Genomic DNA, 19,191 nt, shown 5'->3' with positions numbered 1-19,191 from the left:
CTTCCCGCGCTCAGCGAGAGAAGGGGGAAGCGGCGAAGCCGCTCAGGAGGATGTACCCTGTCAATCTGCCTGCTTGCGCAGGAAAGCCGGAATCTCCAGATCATCCATGCCGCCCGACGACAGTGCATCCACGCGGGCTGCTGCCTGCGTGCGGTTGGTGCGCCAGACGCTGGGCACCGACATGCTGCCGTAGTCGGCCTGCGAGCCCCCCACCATGCCGCCGGCCACACCCACGGCACCACCCAAGCCACCGCTGGTGGCCATGGGCATTTGGTAGGCGATGTTGTCCGTGCCCGTGCGCAGGCCACCCTGCACCACCGAAATGGGCTGGCGGCGTGCGTTGGGGCGCGACAGGCCTGTGGCCACCACGGTCACGCGGATCTCGTCGCCCAGGCTGTCGTCGTAGGCCGCGCCGTAGATCACATGCGCGTCGGGCGAGGCATAGGCGTTGATGGTGCTCATGGCCAGGCGCGATTCAGACAGCTTCAGGCTGCCCTTGGCGGCCGTCACCAGCACCAACACGCCCTTGGCGCCCGACAGGTCGATGCCTTCCAGCAGCGGGCAGGCCACGGCCTGCTCGGCGGCGATGCGCGCACGGTCGGGGCCGCTGGCGGTGGCCGTGCCCATCATGGCCTTGCCGGGCTCGCCCATCACGGTGCGCACGTCTTCGAAGTCGACGTTCACATGGCCGTATTCGTTGATGATTTCGGCAATGCCGCCCACGGCGTTTTTCAGCACGTCGTTGGCGTGGGCAAAGGCCTCGTCCTGGGTGATGTCATCGCCCAGCACTTCGAGCAGCTTTTCGTTGAGCACCACGATCAGCGAATCCACATTGGCTTCGAGCTCGGCCAGACCGTTGTCGGCATTGCTCATGCGGCGACCGCCCTCCCAATCGAAGGGCTTGGTGACCACGCCCACGGTGAGGATGCCCATTTCCTTGGCCACGCGCGCAATCACGGGTGCAGCGCCGGTGCCCGTGCCGCCACCCATGCCGGCAGTGATGAACAGCATGTGCGCGCCCGAGATGGCGGCGCGGATGTCGTCCACTGCGGCTTCGGCGGCTTCGCGGCCCTTGTCGGGCTTGCTGCCGGCGCCCAAGCCGCTTTGGCCGAGCTGGATGGTGCGGTGGGCCGAGCTGCGGGTGAGCGCCTGCGCGTCGGTGTTGGCGCTGACGAACTCCACGCCCTGCACGCTGCGGGCAATCATGTGTTCGACGGCGTTGCTGCCGCCACCGCCCACACCGATCACCTTGATCTGGGTGCCCTGGTTAAATTCTTCGGCTTCGATCATTTCGATGGTCATGTTGGAGCTCCTGTTTCTAAATTCGTATGCAATTGCCAATGGATGAAAAGGGGTCTGGTTCGCGGTACATAAGGCGGGCCGGTACATCGCCATCGACCGCGCGGTATGCGATGGGGACTCCCTCGTGCAAGCCAGAGTGGGTATTTCATGGTCAGAAATTCCCCACGATGAAGTCTTTGAAACGCCCGAACGCGGTCTTCATCGACCCGCTCTTTTGCGCCACCTTGTAGCCGCGCATGCGGGCCAGACGCGCTTCTTCGAGCAAGCCCATCACCGTGGCGGCGCGGGGCTGGGCCACCATGTCCGACAGTGCACTGGAATACTTGGGGATACCACGGCGCACGGGCTTCAAAAAGATGTCCTCGCCCAGCTCGATCATTCCGGGCATCACCGAGCTGCCGCCGGTGAGCACGATGCCCGACGACAGCACTTCTTCGTAGCCCGACTCGCGCACCACCTGCTGCACGAGCGAGAAGATTTCTTCCACCCGGGGCTCGATCACGCCGGCCAGCGCCTGCTTGCTGAGCATGCGCGGGCTGCGGTCGCCCAGGCCGGGCACTTCCACCTGGGCCTCGGGGTCGGCCAGCAGCTGCTTGGCGTAGCCGCTTTCGACCTTGATGTCTTCGGCGTCCTTCGTGGGCGTGCGCAGCGCCATGGCGATGTCGCTGGTGATCAGGTCGCCGGCAATCGGGATCACCGCCGTGTGGCGGATGGCGCCACCGGTAAAGATGGCCACGTCGGTCGTGCCCGCGCCGATGTCCACCAGCACCACGCCCAGTTCGCGCTCGTCATCGGTCAGCACGGCCTGGCTCGATGCCAGCGGGTTGAGCATGAGCTGCTCCACGTCCAGGCCGCAGCGGCGCACGCACTTGATGATGTTCTCGGCCGCGCTTTGCGCGCCGGTCACGATGTGGATCTTGGCCTCCAGGCGGATGCCGCTCATGCCGATGGGCTCTTTCACGTCCTGCCCGTCGATCACGAACTCCTGCGGCTCCACCAGCAACAGGCGCTGGTCGCTGCTGATGTTGATGGCCTTGGCGGTTTCGACCACGCGCGCCACGTCGGCGGCTGTGACTTCCTTGTCTTTGACCGCCACCATGCCGCTCGAATTGAGGCCCCGGATATGGCTGCCCGTGATGCCGGTGTAAACGCGCTGGATCTTGCAGTCGGCCATCAGCTCGGCCTCTTTCAGCGCCTGCTGGATGCTCTGCACCGTGGCGTCGATGTTCACCACCACACCGCGTTTCAAGCCATTGCTCGGCGCCACGCCCAGGCCGGCGAGCTTGAGTTCGCCATTGGGCAGCACCTCGGCCACCACGGCCATGACCTTGGCCGTGCCGATGTCCAGCCCCACCACCACGTCTTTGTATTCTCTTGCCATATCAGTGTCTGCCCTTCATTGTTCTGTCCAGTCGCATCCGCTCCCCGCGGCTACTTCTTGGCAGCCGCTTGCGCGGTCACCGTTGTCACGCCGCGCAGGCGCAGTGCATAACCCCCGGCATGGCGCAGGTCGGCCGACTCCAGCGCGTCGGCGCGGCGCTGGTATTGCGCCGCCACCTGCGTCAGCGTGCGGGCAAAGCGCTGCGTGCGCTCCACCACCTCCTGCGGCGTGCCGCCTCCCAGCTCCAGCACGGCTTCGCTGTCGAGCGTGGCACGCCAGCCGCCACGTCCCGTCAGCACCAGTTCGTCCACCGCCATGCCCAGCGGCTCGAACACCGGCTGCAGCAGGCCATGCATCTGGAGCACCTGGGCCGAGCTGCCCTGCGGGCCCACCAGACGGGGCAAGCCCTCTTGCTCCACATCGCCCACATTGGCTTCGAACACCTCGCCCTGGCTATTGACCAGTGCGGCGCCGGAGTCGGGCCCCCAGTAGGCGACGGCATCGTGTTCCTGCAGCTCCACGCGCAGACCGCCAGGAAACTCGCGCCGCACCAGGGCCTTGCGCACCCAGGGCGCCTGTTCGAACGCCGTGCGCGCGGCGCGCAGGTCGAGGGTGAAGAAGTTGCCCGCCAGTTGCGGCGCCACATTGGCCCGCAAGGTCACGGCGTTGTTGTGCACCAACTCACCCTCGACCACGATGCGCGCCACGGCAAACCCCGGGTGCAGCAACACCCAGCGCGCCCCCGCCCCCAGCAACAGCAGGACGCAGCACACGAACAAGACCGATGCGGTCAGGTTCATGAGCTTGACGTCCAGCGGCGCGGGCAGCGACGGATTCATGGCGTGACGACCTCCTGGGGCTGGCCTGGCGCCGGGCTCAGCGTGGCGCCTGGCGGCGTGTCCAGCGTGGCCGTGGCAAGCAAGCCCACGCACAGGTCTTCGTAGCTGATACCAACGGCCCGCGCCGACATGGGCACCAGCGAATGCCCGGTCATGCCTGGCGAGGTGTTGATTTCCAGCAGAAACGGCTTGCGGTCACTGGCCCGGATCATGATGTCGGCCCGCGCCCAGCCGCGGCAACCCAGCGAGCGGAAGGCCTGCACCACCAGGCGCTGGATCTCGCGCTCCTCTGCCTCCGGCAAGCCGCTCGGGCAGTGGTATTTGGTGTCGTCGGTGAAATACTTGTTCTGGTAGTCGTAGTTGCCCTGCGGCGCCACGATGCGGATCACCGGCAGCGCATGGGCGCCAGCACCTTCACCCAGCACCGGGCAAGTGGTTTCGTCGCCCTCGATGAACTGCTCGCACAGCACCTCGGGGTCGTATTTCGATGCCAGCGCGTAGGCCTGGGCGCATTGTTCGGGCGAGGTAACTTTGCTCAACCCGATGGTCGAGCCCTCGCGCGCGGGCTTGACGATCATGGGCGCGCCCAGCGCCTGCAGGGCCAAAACGGTTTCTTCGCTGCTGGCTACCAGGCGCCAGTCGGGCGTGGGCAAGCCCTCGGCACGCCAGATGCGCTTGGTCATGATCTTGTCCATCGACATGCTGGACGCCATCACGCCGGAGCCGGTGTACGGAATGCCCAGCAACTCCAGCGCGCCTTGCACCGTGCCGTCTTCGCCATGGCGCCCGTGCAGGGCAATGAAGCAGCGGTCATAGCCGCCGCGTTTCAGCTCGCCCAGATCGTTGTGGGCAGGGTCAAAAGCGTGGGCATCCACGCCGCGCGAGCGCAGCGCCTGCAACACGCCGCGGCCGGACATCAGCGACACATCGCTCTCGGCCGACGCGCCGCCCATCAGCACCGCCACCTTGCCCAGCGCGCGGACATCCACATTGGAACCAAATGCGCTCATTGCGCTCTCCCTGTTTGCGTCAATAGCTCATTATTTTGTAGCATTTCCACGACTTTTCCGGGCACGGCGGCGATGGAGCCGGCACCCATGCACATCACCACGTCGCCCGCCTTGGCGTTGTCGGCAATGATCTGGGGCATCTCGGAAACGCTGTCAACGAAGTGCGGCTCCACCCGGCCGGCCACGCGCAGCGCCCGCGCCAGCGCGCGGCCGTCGGCCGCCACCACGGGCGCTTCGCCGGCGGCATAGACCTCGGAGAGCAGCACGGCATCGGCCGTGCCGATGACCTTGACGAAATCTTCAAAGCAGTCGCGCGTGCGGCTGTAGCGGTGCGGCTGAAATGCCAGCACCAGGCGGCGCCCCGGGAAGGCACCGCGCGCTGCCGCCAGCGTGGCGGCCATCTCGACGGGGTGGTGGCCGTAGTCGTCGATCAGCGTGAACTGGCCACCGTCCTTGGCGGGCAGCTCGCCATAGCGCTGGAAGCGCCGGCCCACGCCCTTGAAACCGGCCAGCGCGCGCTGCACGGCTTCGTCCGGAATGTTCAGCTCCACGGCCACCGCGATGGCCGACAGGGCGTTGAGCACGTTGTGCTCGCCCGCCAGGTTGAGCACCACATCCATGTCGGGCAGCGTGACGCCGTTGCGCCGCTGCACCGTGAAGCGCATTTGCCCCGCCTCGGCCCGCACGTTGATGGCGCGCACCTGGGCGTCTTCCGAAAAGCCGTAACTGGTGACCGGGCAGGTTACGCTTTGCAAAATGTCGCGCACCGCCGGGCTGTCAATGCACAGAACGGCCGTGCCATAGAACGGCATGCGGTGCAGAAAATCGACAAACGCGCCCTTGAGCCGGCCGAAGTCGTGCCCGTAGGTTTCCATGTGGTCGGCGTCGATGTTCGTCACCACGGCCATCACCGGCAGCAGGTTCAGGAACGACGCATCCGACTCATCGGCCTCGACCACGATGTAGTCGCCGCTGCCCAGCTTGGCATTGGCGCCCGCGCTGTTCAGGCGCCCGCCGATGACGAAGGTCGGGTCCAGCCCCGCCTCGGCCAGCACGCTGGTCACGAGGCTGGTGGTGGTGGTCTTGCCGTGCGTGCCGGCGATGGCGATGCCCTGCTTGAGGCGCATCAGCTCGGCCAGCATGAGGGCACGCGGCACGACTGGAATCTTCTTGTCGCGCGCGGCCAGCACCTCGGGGTTGTCGGCCGTGACCGCCGTGGAGGTGACCACGGCATCCGCGCCCTCGATGTGCGCGGCTGCATGGCCCAGGCAGGTCTGGATGCCCAGGCCCTTGAGGCGGCGCAGCGTGGCGCTGTCGGCCAGGTCGGAGCCCGAGATGCGGTAGCCCAGGTTGAACAGCACCTCGGCGATGCCGCTCATGCCGGCGCCGCCGATGCCGACGAAGTGGATATGGCGAATGGCGTGCTTCATGCGGCAAGCTCCTCGCAGGCAGTCACCACTTCACGGGTGGCGTTGATTTTTTGCATGTTTTTGGCCTTGAGCGCTACATCCACAAGCGTGGATCGCTCTAATTTCAATAGCATTTCAGACAAGCCCTCGGGCGTCAGGTCGCTTTGCTGCACCAGCCAGCCGCCACCGGCGTTCACGAGGAACTGCGCGTTGGAGGTCTGGTGGTCGTCCACGGCCGACGGGAAGGGCACAAAGATGGACGCCGCCCCCACGGCAGCGATTTCGGTGACGGTGCTGGCACCCGCGCGGCAGACGATGATGTCGGCCGCCGCAAAGGCGCTGGCGGTGTCGTCGATGAAAGGCGTCAGCTCTGCATCGACCCCGGCGGCAGCGTAGTTGGCGCGCAGCGCGTCGATCTGCGTGGCGCCGCTCTGGTGCGTGACCACCGGCCGCTGCGCGGCAGGAATCAACGCCAGCGCCCGGGGCACGATCTCGTTGAGCGCCCGCGCGCCCAGGCTGCCGCCCACCACCAGCAGGCGCAGCGGGCCTGCGCGGCCGGCAAAACGCTCGGCCGGGCCGGGCTGCTGCGTGAAGGCGGCGCGCAGCGGGTTGCCCACCCACTGGCCTTTCTTGAACACGTTGGGGAAGGCGGTGAACACGCGGTCGGCCACACCGGCCAGCACCTTGTTGGCCATGCCGGCCACCGAGTTCTGCTCGTGCAGCACCAGGGGCTTGCCCGCCAGCACGCCCATCATCCCGCCCGGAAAGGTGATGTAGCCGCCCAGGCCCACCACCACGTCGGGCTGGACGCGGCGCACCACGGCCAGCGCCTGCCAGAAGGCGCGCAGCAGGCGCAGCGGCAGCAAGGCCAGCGTGACCAGCCCCTTGCCGCGCACGCCCGAGAAGTCGATCAACTCCAGCGCAAAGCCGTGCTGCGGCACGATGCGCGACTCCATGCTGCCCGGTGCACCCAGCCAGTGCACGCGCCAGCCGCGCGCGCGCAATTCTTCGGCCACGGCCAGGCCCGGGAAGATGTGGCCGCCCGTGCCGCCGGCCATGATGAGGGCCGTTTTCTGCGTCATACGCGCCCCCCTCTCATGAGGAGTTTGTTCTCGTAGTCCACCCGCAGCACCACCGCCAGCGCCACCAGGTTCATCAAGATCGCAGACCCCCCAAAACTCATCAGCGGCAGCGTGAGCCCCTTGGTCGGCAGCGCGCCCAGGTTCACGCCCATGTTGATGAAGGCCTGAAAGCCGATCCAGATGGCCACGCCCTGCGCTACCAGGCCGGCGAACACCCGGTCCAGCGCGATGGCCTGGCGGCCGATGTGCATGATGCGGCGCGTCATCCAGACGAACAGCACGATGAGGGTGAGCACGCCCACCAGGCCGAACTCTTCGCCGATCACAGCCAGCAAGAAGTCGGTGTGCGCCTCGGGCAGCCAGTGGAGTTTTTCGACACTGCCGCCCAGGCCCACGCCAAAGATCTCGCCGCGCCCGATGGCGATGAGCGAGTGCGAGAGCTGGTAGCCCTTGCCCAGCGCGTGCTCTTCGCTGAACGGGTCCAGATAGGCGAACACGCGCTCGCGCCGCCAGGGCGAGCTGGCGATCATGACGCCGAAGGCCGCCACCAGCACCCCCGCGATCAGGAAGAACATGCGCGCGTTGACACCGCCCAGGAACAGGATGCCCATGGCGATCACGGCCACCACCATGAAGGCGCCCATGTCCGGCTCGGCCAGCAACAGCACGCCCACGATGGCCACGGCCGCGCCCATCGGCAGCACAGCGCGAAAGAAGCGCTCTTTCACGTCCATCTTGCGCACCATGTAGTCGGACGCATAGATCAGCACGGCGAACTTCGCCAGCTCCGAGGGCTGAAAGTTCATGACGCCCAGCGACAGCCAGCGCCTCGCCCCATTGACCACCGTGCCCACATGCGGAATCAGCACCGCCACCAGCAGCACGATGGAGGCCACGAACAGCCAGGGCGCCACGCGCTCCCAGGTGGCCATGGACACCTGGAACGCCAGCAGCGCCACCACAAAGCCGATGACCAGGGCCAACACATGGCGCACCAGGAAATGGGTGGCGGCGATCTTGCCGAAACGGGGGTTGTCGGGCATGGCGATCGAGGCCGAATACACCATCACCAGCCCCCAGGCCAGCAGCGCCACCACCACCCACAGCAGGGCCTGGTCGAACCCCAGCACGGCAGCGGGCGTGCTGCGGGTGGGGCGGTAGTCGGTGCCGCCCACGCGCACCGGCAGCACATCGGCGGCCTTGCCCGAAAGCCCCCTCAGCCAGGCCGTGACGCGCGGCCATGCACCTGTGGCGGTGGTCATTGCAGGCCCTCCAGTTCCTGGCCGGCGTCATGGGCCAGCGTGCGCACGGCGTCGCAGAACACCTGGGCGCGGTGCGCGTAGTCCCGAAACATGTCGAAACTGGCGCAGGCGGGCGACATCAGCACCGCATCGCCCGGGTGGGCGTGCTGCGCGGCCAGCTGCACGGCCTGCGCCAGCGTCTGCGCATCGACCAGCGCAACCCCTGTGCCTTGCAGGGCAGAACGGATCAAGTGCGCGTCCCGGCCCATCAGCACCACGGCCCGCGCATGGCGCGCCACCGGCGCTGCCAGCGGCGCAAAGTCCTGCCCCTTGCCCTCGCCCCCCAGGATGACGACGATGCGGCGATCCGCCCCCAGGCCGGTCAGCGCCGCCACCGTGGCACCCACATTGGTGCCCTTGCTATCGTCGAAATACTCCACGCCCGACACCCTGCCGATGGGCTCCACGCGGTGCGGCTCGCCGCGGTATTCGCGCAGGCCATACAGCATGGGCGACAACGCGCAGCCGGCCTCGCAGGCCAGCGCCAGGGCAGCCAGGGCGTTGATGGCGTTGTGGCGCCCGCGGATGCGCAGTGCATCGGCCGGCATCAGGCGCTGGATGTGCAGCTCTGCCTCGTCGTTGCGTCCGCGCTTTTTGGTTTCGTCCGACTCCAGGGCGCGCACCAGCCAGGCCATGCCGCTGACCATTTCGATGCCAAAGTCGCCGGGGCGCCGGGGCATGTCGCCGCCAAAGGTGCGGTGCGCGCGCTGCTGCGGTTTTTGCAGCTTGGCCTTCACCGGCGGCGGCAGCATCTGCATCACGGCGGGCTCGTCGCGGTTGAGCAGCATCACCGCGCTCTGGCCGAAGATGCGGGCTTTGGCGCCGGCATAGGCCTGCATGTCGCCATGCCAGTCCAGGTGGTCCTGCGTGATGTTGAGCACCGTGGCGGCCGTGGGCTCAAAGCCCGCCACGCCGTCGAGCTGAAAGCTTGACAGCTCCAGCACCCACACCTGGGGCAGCGTGCCCGCGTCGATGCGCTCGCTGAGCGTGTCGAGCAACGTGGGGCCGATATTGCCCGCCACGGCCACGGTCTTGCCCGCGCGCTCCACCAGCTGGCCCGTGAGCGAAGTGACCGTGGTCTTGCCGTTGGTGCCGGTGATGGCCAGCACCGCCGGCGCATAGCCATGCGCTGCGCGCAATGCGTCGAGCGCCATGGAATAAAGGCTTAATTCGCCTCCAGTGCTGATGCCCATTGCGCCAGCAGCTACGAATACAGGAGCAACCGAAGCGGGACTCAACCCCGGCGAGCGGTACACGGCGTGCAGGCCCTGCCCCTCTACCAGGTGGGCGCCGAATGCCCCCGCCACGAAACGCACCTGCGGCAGCTCGTGGCGCAATGCGGCCAGCTGGGGCGGGGCTTGGCGCGTGTCGGCCACGGTGACCTGGGCGCCACTGCGCACGCACCAGCGGGCCATGGCCAGGCCCGACGCACCCAGGCCGAGGATGAGGATGTTCTGGTCCTGCAGCGGCTTCATGCCCTCGCCCGGGCGGCCCACGGGCTCGGCGGATGCTTGCGCCGGCGCTGCAGCATCAGACGGCACCGCGGGCAACTGCGCGGGGCCGGGCTCGGGCGCAGCCACCTCGGCAAAGATCTGCGCCACGAAATCAGCCGCCGCCTGGGCGGCAGAGATGGCGGGCGCACCGCCCCCGGCCTCGGAATGCACGGCCGGGGGTTGGCCGGGCAGGAGGGGGTCGTGGGTGCTCATCGCAGTTTCAGGGTCGAAAGCCCCACCAGGCACAGCAGCATGGTGATGATCCAAAAGCGCACCACCACCTGCGTTTCCTTCCAGCCACTCTTTTCAAAGTGGTGGTGCAGCGGCGCCATCTTGAGCAGACGCCGGCCTTCGCCGTAGCGCTTTTTGGTGTATTTGAACCAGGTCACCTGCAGCATCACCGACAGGGCCTCGACCACGAAGATGCCGCCCATGATGGCCAGCACGATCTCCTGGCGCACGATGATGGCGATGGTGCCCAGGGCGCCGCCCAACGCCAGCGCGCCCACGTCACCCATGAAGACCTGGGCCGGGTGCGCGTTGAACCACAAAAAGGCCAGCCCCGCACCGGCCATGGCCGCACAGAAGATGAGCAGCTCGCCCGAGCCCGGGATGTACGGGAAGAACAGGTATTTGGAATACACCGAGCTGCCGGTCACGTAGGCAAAAACACCCAGGGCCGAGCCCACCATGACCACCGGCATGATGGCCAGTCCGTCCAGGCCGTCGGTCAGGTTCACCGCATTGCTCGAACCCACGATCACCAGGTAAGTCAGGATGACGAAGCCCAGCACACCCAGCGGGTAGCTCACTTCCTTGAAGAACGGCAGCTGCAGCCCCGCCTTGGGCGGCAGGTCGAGCGAGAAGCCCGACTGCACCCAGCCCACAAACAGCTCCCACACCTTGGCGTTGGAGCTTTCGGAAATGCTGAACACCAGGTACAGCGCTGCCATGAGGCCGATCACCGACTGCCAGAAATACTTTTCGCGCGAGCGCATGCCCTCGGGGTCTTTATTGACCACCTTGCGCCAGTCATCCACCCAGCCAATGGCGCCAAAGCCCAGCGTGACCAGCAGCACGATCCAGACAAAGCGGTTGGACAGGTCAAACCACAGCAGGCTCGAGATGGCGATCGACAGCAAGATGAGCACGCCGCCCATGGTGGGCGTGCCGCTCTTGGACAGGTGCGACTGCATCGCATAGCCCCGAATCGGCTGGCCGATCTTGAGCGAGGTAAGCACGCGGATCACCTTGGGGCCCGCCACCAGGCCGATGAGCAGCGCCGTCATGGCGGCCATCACGGCGCGGAAGGTGAGGTACTGGAACACCCGGAAAAAGCCGAACTCGGGCGACAGGCCCTGCAGCCATTGCGACAGCATCAGCAGCATGGGGTGCCTCCGTGCGAGGTGCGGCGGGCATCAGTGGCTTGCATCATGGCGCGCCTCCGGGTGGATGTTTTCTTGTTGTTCTGCGGCGGCGACCATCGCCTCCACCACCTGTTCCATCTTCATGAACCGCGATCCCTTCACCAGCACGCTGCCCACCTGGGGCAGCACCTCGCGCACCGCTGCCTGCAGCGCTGCCATGTTGTCAAAATGCCTTGCGGCGCCAAATGCCTGCACCGCGCTCACCGATTGCGCGCCCAGCGCATACAGGTGCGCAATGCCCGCCGCGCGCGCGTGCGCGCCCGCTTCGGCATGGAACTGCGGCCCCTGGTCGCCCACCTCGCCCATGTCGCCCATCACCAGCAGCTGCGGCGCGGGCAGTGCGGCCAGCACGTCGATGGCGGCGCGCATGGAGTCGGGATTGGCGTTGTAGGTGTCATCCACCACGGTGATGTCGCGGCCCGCCTGCCGCACGCTGAGCGCGCGCGATCGCCCCTTGACGGGGCTGAAGGCACTGAGGCCGCGCGCAATGGCCTCCAGCGGCGCCCCCGCCGCCAGGGCACAGGCGGCAGCCGCCAGCGCATTGGTCACGTTGTGCCGGCCCGCAATCTGCAGCGCGCACGACAGCGCGCCGGCCGGCGTGGCCAGCTCCACCGCCCATGCGCCCTGCTGCCAGCTGGCTTGCAGGCACTGCACATCACCACCCGCGCCAAAGGTCATGCACCGGCGCGGCGCCGCCAGGCCAGCCCACAGGGTGGTGTAGGCATCGCCAGCGGGAAACACCGCCACGCCATCGGCCGGCAGCGCCGCCAGCACCGAGCCGTTTTCCTCGGCCACGGCCTGCACCGTGTGCATGAATTCGAGGTGCTCGCGCTGCGCGTTGTTGACCAGCGCCACCGTGGGCTGCGCGATGGCGGCCAGCGTGGCGATTTCGCCGGGATGGTTCATGCCCATCTCGATCACCGCGGCGGCGTGCTGTGCGCGCAGGCGCAGCAGCGTCAGGGGCACGCCGATGTCGTTGTTGAAGTTGCCCTGCGTGGCAAAGGCCGCATCACCCTGCCAGGCGCGCAGGATGGACGCCACCATCTGCGTCACCGTGGTCTTGCCATTGCTGCCCGTGATGCCGATCAGCGGCAGGCTGAACTGGGCGCGCCACCCGGCCGCCAGCGCACCCAAGGCCGCCAGGCTGTCGGGCACCTCGATGCCGGGCAGGCCAGCGGCTTCGAGCCCGCCATGCGCGATGGCCGCCACGGCGCCACCGGCGCGGGCGTCGGCCAGAAAAGCATTGGCATCAAATCGTTCGCCCTTGAGCGCCACGAACAAATCGCCCGCCTGCAGGGTGCGGGTGTCGGTGTGCACGCGTGCCACGGGCGTCGCCGCATCGCCCACCAGGCGGGCCTGGGGAATGCTGTGGCGAATCCAGTCGAGCGCCCGCTGCAGGTTCATCATGCCCATGTGCTGGCTCCCCGGGCGGCCAGCGCTGCCTGCGCCTGCGCCATGTCGTCAAATGGCCGGCGCACGCCGGCAGTTTCCTGGTAATCCTCGTGGCCCTTGCCGGCGATCAGCACCACATCGGCCGCGTCGGCTTCGCCAATCGCCAGCGCAATCGCGGCGGCGCGATCGGGCTCGGCCCGCACGGTCTCGCCGGCAATCGTGCCTTGCAATATCTGGTGCAGGATGGCCACGGGCTCTTCGCTGCGCGGGTTGTCGCTGGTCACCACCACCCAGTCGGCATGCTGCTGCGCCACGGCGCCCATCAGCGGGCGCTTGCCGGCATCGCGGTCGCCGCCGCAGCCGAACACGCACCACAGCTGACCGCCGCGCTCGGTCGCCAGCGGGCGCAGCGCCTGCAGGGCTTTATCGAGCGCATCAGGCGTGTGGGCATAGTCCACCGCCACCAGCGGCTGCCCCGGCGCCACCAGCCGCTGCATGCGACCGGGCACGGGTTGCAGGCCGGCGCAGGCGCGCACGGCATCAGCCAGCGGCACGCCCTGGCTGCGCAGCGTGGCCAGCACGCCCAGCAGGTTCAGTACGTTGTAGTGGCCGATTACGCGGGTCTGCAAGGGCAGCCGCTCGGCCCCCTCCACCACCGTGAAGCACAACCCCTGGTCGCCCAGGGCGATGTCTTGCGCCACCAGCCGCGCCGGGCCTTGCGCCGAGATGCTCCACAGATCGAGCGCGCCCCCCGCCAGCTCGGCGTGCAGCTGCGCACCAGCGGGGTCGTCCACGTTGATGACGGCCGCTTGCAGACCGGGCCAGTCGAACAAGGCCCGCTTGGCGAGCCAGTAGTCGGCCATGCTGCCGTGGTAATCCAGGTGGTCCTGGGTGAAATTGGTGAAGATGGCCACGCGGATTTGCGTGCCCGCCAGGCGCGCCTCGGCCAGCCCGATGGAGGAGGCCTCAATGGCGCAAGCACCCAGCCCCTGGTCGGCATATTGGCGAAACGCGCGCTGCAGGCGCACCGGGTCGGGCGTGGTCATGCCCGTGGATTCGAGGGCGGGCGGCACACCCATGCCCAAAGTGCCAACCAGCGCACAACCAGCTTGCGCATGAAGCTCTCTATTTGATAGCAAATTCCAGGCACCCGACAGCCACCATGCGGTGCTGGTCTTGCCGTTGGTCCCTGTCACCGCCAGCACAGCCAGGTGCCTGGTGGGATGGTCAAACCACTGCGCCGCCATCAGCCCGGTGGCAGCCTTGAGGCCGCGCAATGCGGCCAAGTGATCGCCCGTGAAACCAAACGCCTCCACACCTGCCTGCTCCACGAGGCAGGCCGCGGCGCCCCGCGCCAGGGCATCGGCCACATGGGCGCGCCCGTCGGTCGCGGCGCCGGGCCAGGCAATGAAGCCATCGCCGGGGGCAATCAGGCGGCTGTCGGTCTGCAGGGTGCCGGTCACCCGCTCGCGCAGCCACTGCACGGCGTCATGGGACGAGGTCAACGTGTGCATCACAGCGACTCCTCCACCCCGTTGGTCACGATCTGCGGCTTGACGGCCATGTCCGGCTGCACGCCCATCATGCGCAGCGTTTGCTGCACCACCTCGCTGAACACCGGCGCCGCCACCAGGCCGCCATACACCTGGCCGTTGGTGGGCTCGTCAATCATCACGGCCACGATGATGCGCGGCTTGTCGATGGGCGCCATGCCGGCGAACCAGGCGCGGTATTTGCCACTCGCGTAGTTTTTTCCCACCTGCTTGCGGGCGGTGCCGGACTTGCCGCCCACCGAGTAGCCCACGGTCTGTGCTTTTTGCCCCGTGCCGCCGGGGCCTGCGGCCATCTGCAGCATCTTGCGGACCTGATCGGCCGTGCGCTCGGAGAACACGGGCACGCCAATGGCGGGCTCGGAACTCTTGAGCAAGGTGGCCGGAATGATGCGCCCGCCATTGGCAAACACGGTGTAAGAGCGCGCCATCTGGAACAGGCTGGCCGACAGGCCGTAGCCATACGACATGGTGGCCTGCTCGATCGGACGCCAGCTCTTGTAGGGCCGCAGCCGACCACTGACCACGCCCGGAAACCCGAGCTGCGGCTTCTGGCCGAAACCGGCGGCCGAGAAGGTTTCCCACATCTCGCGCGCAGGCATTTGCATGGCGATCTTGGTGGTGCCGACGTTGCTGGACTTCTGGATCACGCCTTCGACGGTGAGCGCACCATAGTTGTGCGTATCGGAAATGGTGGACCCGGTGATGGTGAGGCGGCCCGGGGAGGTGTCGATAACGGTCTCGGGCCGCACGCGGCCCGATTCGAGCGCCAGGCCAACGGTGAATGGCTTCATGATCGAGCCGGGCTCGAACACATCGGTGAGCGCGCGGTTGCGCAACTGCTCGCCGGTAAGGTTCTGGCGCTTGTCGGGCACGTAGCTGGGGTAGTTGGCCAGGGCCAGCAGCTCGCCCGTGTGCGCATCGAGCACCACCACGCTGCCGGCCTTGGCCTTGTGGGCAGCGACCTGGTCGCGCAGCTTCTGGTAGGCAAAAAACTGCACCTTGCTGTCGATGGACAGCTGCATGTCGCGGCCATCGACCGGCGGCACGGTCTCGCCCACGCCTTCGACTACGCGGCCCAGGCGGTCCTTGATCACGCGGCGCGAACCGGGCTTGCCTGCCAGCTCGCTGTTGAAGGCCAGCTCCATGCCCTCCTGGCCCTTGTCTTCCACGTTGGTGAAGCCGACCACGTGTGCAGCCGATTCGCCCTCGGGGTATTGGCGCTTGTATTCCTTGCGCTGGTAAATGCCCTTGATGTCCAGGGCCGTGATCTGCTGACCCACGTCCCAGTCGAGCTGGCGCTTGATCCAGACAAACGTCTTGTCTTCGTCGGCCAGCTTGGCATTGAGCTCGGCCAGAGGCATATCGAGCAGGCGGGCCAGTTGCTTGAGCTTGGCGCGCACCTCGGGCTTGTCCTGCTCGACGTCTTCAGGAATGGCCCAGATGCTGGCCGCCGGCACGCTGGAGGCCAGGATGAGCCCGTTGCGGTCCAGAATCTTGCCCCGGTTGGCCGGCAATTCGAGCGTGCGCGCGAAGCGCACTTCGCCCTGGCGCTGGAAAAATGCGTTGCCGAACACCTGCACATAAGCCGCGCGCGCGCCCAGCCCCACGAACCCCAGCGCAATCATGGCCACAATGAACTTGCTGCGCCACACGGGCGTCTTGCTGGCCAGCAGCGGGCTGGAGGTGTAGAGCACGCTGCGGCTCATGGCTGCGCCCCCGAAGCGGTCGTGGTGCCATTGGCACCGGCAGGGTCGGCCACATACTGGGTGATGGCCGGTGTGGCCGTGCGCATGTGCAACTGCGCCCGCGCCAGTTTTTCCACCCGCAGCGGCGTGGCCTGCGCGCGCTTTTCCACCTGCAGCCGTTGGTGCTCGGTTTCCAGCCGGCGCGACTCGGCAACCGCCCGGTCCAGCTGGGTGAACAGGCGGCGCGACTCATATTGCGTGTGCACCAGATACAGGGCACTGGCCATGACCGCCACCAGCAGGACGAGGCTGAGCCGGGTCATGCCGGGGCCTTTGTGCGCTCGGCCACGCGCATGATGGCGCTGCGCGAACGAGGGTTGGCCGCCACTTCGGCCGCGCTGGGCTTGACGCGGTCCAGCGCGACCAGCTTCATGACCTTGGGCGGGGCAAAGGGCGCGCGGCGGTCGTACACCTCCTTGGAATGCTGCGCGATGAACTGCTTGACGATGCGGTCTTCGAGCGAATGAAAACTGATCACCACCAGCCGGCCACCGGGCTGCAGCACATGCAGGCTGGCTTCTAGTGCTTGCTGCAACTCTTCAAGTTCAGCGTTGATGAAAATCCGTAAAGCCTGAAATGTGCGCGTTGCAGGGTTCTGGCCCGACTCGCGGGTCTTGACCGCACCAGCCACGAGATCGGCCAGCTCGGCGGTGGTCGCAAGGGGGCCCCGTTCCTCGCGCCGAGCAACAATCGCCTTTGCAATGGGGCCAGCAAACCGTTCTTCACCGTAGTCACGTATCACCTCCGCAATCTGTTGAACCTCGGCAGTGGCCAGCCACTGGGCCACGCTCTCGCCACGCGTGGTGTCCATGCGCATGTCCAACGGGCCGTCGAAACGGAAACTGAAGCCGCGCCCGGGGCTGTCGATCTGGGGCGAGCTCACGCCCAGGTCCATCAGCACCCCGGCCGCACTGCCCGGCGGCAAATCCGCCAGATGGCGAAAACCTTCGTGCCGAATGGAAAAACGCGCATCGGTGATGCGCGTTGCTTCGGCGATGGCTTCGGGGTCCTTGTCAAAGGCCACAAGGCGCCCTTGCGGCCCCAGCTGCAGCAGGATGCGGCGCGAATGCCCTCCCCGGCCAAAGGTGGCATCCACCCAGGTGCCTGAGGGCTCGGGGCCCGCGCCGCCCAGCAGCGCGTCGACCGCTTCATCAAGCAGGACAGTGGTGTGTTGCAGATCAGGGGTCACCACGAGCCTTAGAAAGAGAAATCCTTGAACACATCGGGCATTTCGCCCTGCATGGCTTGCGCTTCCTGCGCGTCGTACGTGGCCTTGTCCCACAACTCGAAATGGTTGCCCATGCCCAGCAGGATGGCGTCCTTGGCAATGCCGGCCGCCTCGCGCAGCTCGGGCGACACCAGTACGCGACCGGTGGCATCCATCTCCACGTCCATGGCATTGCCCAGAAAGATGCGCTTCCACCACTGGGCGGACATGGGCAACTGGCCGATGCGTTCGCGAAACTTTTCCCACTCCGGGCGGGGAAACACCATCAGGCAGCCGTGGGGGTGCTTGGTGATTGTGAGTTGGCCGGCAGCCGTCGCGCTCAGGACGTCACGATGCCGGGTCGGCACAGACAGCCGACCTTTCGCATCGAGACTCAGCGACGAGGCACCTTGAAACACGGACCGATTCCCCTGTTCGGGCGATGGCCCCTCGAACCCGGATATCGAAGTTCAAGGGCACTTTTCACCACTTAATTGCACTTTTTTGCACTGTAGCAGGAAAAGCGCGCCAAACAAGGGGGCATGCAACAAACTTTTGCAATGAAATCAAGGACTTAGCAGCGATTTCGCAGAAACGAAAACGACAAAATCCGTTATCCAATAAGCACTTAGAACTGCCTATGGAAGTGTTACCTGAAGGCAGGCCGGACTGGAACGCGTTCACGAACTCACCGCGGTCGGGGCGAGATCGTGAACTTTGTTCTCAAAGGATGTAGCGCGACAGGTCTTCGTCCTGGCTCAGGGTTTGCAGGCGTGTGTCGACATAGGCCGCGTCCACGGTCACCGTCTGGCCGGACAGGCGGGCCGCGTCGAAGCTCACGTCGTCCAGCAGCCGCTCCATCACAGTGGCCAGGCGGCGCGCACCGATGTTTTCCGTGCGCTCGTTCACATCGAAGGCGATGTGCGCCAGGCGCGTGATGCCTTCGGGCAAAAATTCGAGCGTCACGCCCTCGGTGGCCAGCAGCGCCTGGTATTGCTTGACCAGCGAGGCGTGGGTCTGCGTGAGGATGGCTTCAAAGTCCTGCACCGACAGGGATTCGAGCTCCACCCGGATCGGAAAGCGCCCCTGCAGTTCGGGAATCAGGTCGCTGGGCTTGGACAGGTGGAAGGCCCCGGAGGCGATGAACAAAATGTGGTCCGTCTTGACCATGCCGTATTTGGTGGACACCGTGGTGCCCTCCACCAGCGGCAGCAGGTCGCGCTGCACGCCCTGGCGCGACACGTCGGCGCCACTGGTCTCCTGGCGCGCCGCCACCTTGTCGATCTCGTCGATGAACACGATGCCGTTCTGCTCGGCACTGGCGATGGCGCGGGCCCGGATCTCTTCTTCGTTGACCAGCTTGCTGGCCTCCTCTTCGGTGAGCAGCTTCAGGGCCTCGGCGATCTTGAGCTTGCGGGTGTGGCGCTTGCCCTGCCCCATCTGGCTGAACATGCCGCGCAACTGCTCGGTCATCTCTTCCATGCCCGCCGGGCCCATGAGTTCCACCTGGGGGCGGCTCTCGGCCAGATCGATCTCGATGTCCTTGTCGTCCAGGCTGCCTTCGCGCAGCTTCTTGCGAAACACCTGGCGTGCCGTGCTGTCTGTAGCCGGCTCGGCGCCCGCGGCGGCACGGGCCGGCGGGATCAGCACGTCCAGAATGCGCTCTTCGGCCGCATCTTCGGCGCGGGTGCGCACCTTCTTCATTTCAGATTCGCGCGTCTGCTTGACAGCCATTTCGGCCAGGTCGCGGATGATGGCATCCACATCCTTGCCGACATAGCCCACTTCGGTGAACTTGGTGGCCTCCACCTTGATGAAAGGCGCATCGGCCAGGCGCGCCAGGCGCCGGGCGATCTCGGTCTTGCCCACGCCGGTGGGTCCGATCATGAGGATGTTCTTGGGCGTGATTTCCTGGCGCAGGCTGCCTTCGACCTGCTGGCGGCGCCAGCGGTTGCGCAGCGCAATGGCCACGGCGCGCTTGGCGCTGGCCTGGCCGACGATGTGGTTGTCGAGTTCGGAAACGATTTCCTGGGGGGTCATGGACGACATG

16 protein-coding genes are annotated in these 19,191 nt (G+C 66.7%); all 16 read right to left on the bottom strand.

Annotated elements, in window-relative coordinates:
• Window positions 1-60: 60 nt before the first annotated feature.
• Window positions 61-1,302: a cell division protein FtsZ gene (gene ftsZ, locus J8G26_RS03880; RefSeq protein WP_210567993.1), complete on the bottom strand. Its 1,242-nt coding sequence runs from the start codon at window positions 1,300-1,302 to the stop codon at window positions 61-63.
• Between the two features lie 151 nt (window positions 1,303-1,453).
• Complete coding sequence (gene ftsA, locus J8G26_RS03875) at window positions 1,454-2,683, bottom strand: cell division protein FtsA (RefSeq protein ID WP_087747565.1); 1,230 nt, start codon at window positions 2,681-2,683, stop codon at window positions 1,454-1,456.
• A gap of 50 nt (window positions 2,684-2,733) precedes the next feature.
• Complete coding sequence (locus J8G26_RS03870) at window positions 2,734-3,522, bottom strand: cell division protein FtsQ/DivIB (RefSeq protein ID WP_210567992.1); 789 nt, start codon at window positions 3,520-3,522, stop codon at window positions 2,734-2,736.
• Window positions 3,519-4,532 (bottom strand): D-alanine--D-alanine ligase, encoded by a 1,014-nt coding sequence (locus J8G26_RS03865; RefSeq protein WP_210567991.1) that lies wholly within the window; start codon window positions 4,530-4,532, stop codon window positions 3,519-3,521. The genes J8G26_RS03870 and J8G26_RS03865 overlap by 4 nt, the downstream gene beginning before the upstream one ends.
• Window positions 4,529-5,962 (bottom strand): UDP-N-acetylmuramate--L-alanine ligase, encoded by a 1,434-nt coding sequence (gene murC, locus J8G26_RS03860; RefSeq protein WP_210567990.1) that lies wholly within the window; start codon window positions 5,960-5,962, stop codon window positions 4,529-4,531. Before murC ends, J8G26_RS03865 begins: the two co-directional genes overlap by 4 nt.
• Window positions 5,959-7,023, bottom strand: coding sequence for an undecaprenyldiphospho-muramoylpentapeptide beta-N-acetylglucosaminyltransferase (gene murG / locus J8G26_RS03855; protein ID WP_210567989.1), 1,065 nt, complete (start codon window positions 7,021-7,023; stop codon window positions 5,959-5,961). The genes murC and murG overlap by 4 nt, the downstream gene beginning before the upstream one ends.
• Window positions 7,020-8,285 (bottom strand): putative lipid II flippase FtsW, encoded by a 1,266-nt coding sequence (gene ftsW, locus J8G26_RS03850; RefSeq protein ID WP_087747570.1) that lies wholly within the window; start codon window positions 8,283-8,285, stop codon window positions 7,020-7,022. Before ftsW ends, murG begins: the two co-directional genes overlap by 4 nt.
• Window positions 8,282-9,799 carry a UDP-N-acetylmuramoyl-L-alanine--D-glutamate ligase gene (gene murD / locus J8G26_RS03845; protein WP_210568044.1) on the bottom strand — a complete coding sequence of 506 codons (1,518 nt, stop codon included), beginning with the start codon at window positions 9,797-9,799 and terminating at the stop codon, window positions 8,282-8,284. Before murD ends, ftsW begins: the two co-directional genes overlap by 4 nt.
• Before the next feature lie 227 nt (window positions 9,800-10,026).
• Window positions 10,027-11,205, bottom strand: a complete 1,179-nt coding sequence (gene mraY, locus J8G26_RS03840; RefSeq protein WP_210567988.1) for a phospho-N-acetylmuramoyl-pentapeptide-transferase — start codon at window positions 11,203-11,205, stop codon at window positions 10,027-10,029.
• 30 nt (window positions 11,206-11,235) lie between these two features.
• Window positions 11,236-12,657 carry a UDP-N-acetylmuramoyl-tripeptide--D-alanyl-D-alanine ligase gene (gene murF, locus J8G26_RS03835; RefSeq protein ID WP_210567987.1) on the bottom strand — a complete coding sequence of 474 codons (1,422 nt, stop codon included), beginning with the start codon at window positions 12,655-12,657 and terminating at the stop codon, window positions 11,236-11,238.
• A complete protein-coding gene (locus tag J8G26_RS03830) occupies window positions 12,648-14,150 on the bottom strand; it encodes a UDP-N-acetylmuramoyl-L-alanyl-D-glutamate--2,6-diaminopimelate ligase (protein WP_210567986.1) in 1,503 nt (500 codons plus the stop codon). The genes murF and J8G26_RS03830 overlap by 10 nt, the downstream gene beginning before the upstream one ends.
• Window positions 14,150-15,895 (bottom strand): penicillin-binding protein 2, encoded by a 1,746-nt coding sequence (locus J8G26_RS03825; protein WP_210567985.1) that lies wholly within the window; start codon window positions 15,893-15,895, stop codon window positions 14,150-14,152. Before J8G26_RS03825 ends, J8G26_RS03830 begins: the two co-directional genes overlap by 1 nt.
• A complete protein-coding gene (gene ftsL, locus J8G26_RS03820; protein ID WP_210567984.1) occupies window positions 15,892-16,197 on the bottom strand; it encodes a cell division protein FtsL in 306 nt (101 codons plus the stop codon). The genes J8G26_RS03825 and ftsL overlap by 4 nt, the downstream gene beginning before the upstream one ends.
• Window positions 16,194-17,123 carry a 16S rRNA (cytosine(1402)-N(4))-methyltransferase RsmH gene (rsmH, locus tag J8G26_RS03815; protein WP_210567983.1) on the bottom strand — a complete coding sequence of 310 codons (930 nt, stop codon included), beginning with the start codon at window positions 17,121-17,123 and terminating at the stop codon, window positions 16,194-16,196. Before rsmH ends, ftsL begins: the two co-directional genes overlap by 4 nt.
• Before the next feature lie 8 nt (window positions 17,124-17,131).
• The gene (gene mraZ / locus J8G26_RS03810; protein WP_026436642.1) at window positions 17,132-17,560 is read right to left on the bottom strand and encodes a division/cell wall cluster transcriptional repressor MraZ; all 429 of its coding nucleotides are present in this window, start codon (window positions 17,558-17,560) and stop codon (window positions 17,132-17,134) included.
• 304 nt (window positions 17,561-17,864) lie between these two features.
• The gene (gene hslU, locus J8G26_RS03805) at window positions 17,865-19,190 is read right to left on the bottom strand and encodes an ATP-dependent protease ATPase subunit HslU (RefSeq protein ID WP_210567982.1); all 1,326 of its coding nucleotides are present in this window, start codon (window positions 19,188-19,190) and stop codon (window positions 17,865-17,867) included.
• Window position 19,191 lies beyond the last annotated feature (1 nt).

This window comes from Acidovorax sp. JG5, from assembly GCF_017939685.1.
Taxonomy (GTDB): domain Bacteria; phylum Pseudomonadota; class Gammaproteobacteria; order Burkholderiales; family Burkholderiaceae_C; genus Acidovorax.
Note: the sequence above shows the minus strand (reverse complement) of the source record. Positions and strands in the feature narration are given on the sequence as shown.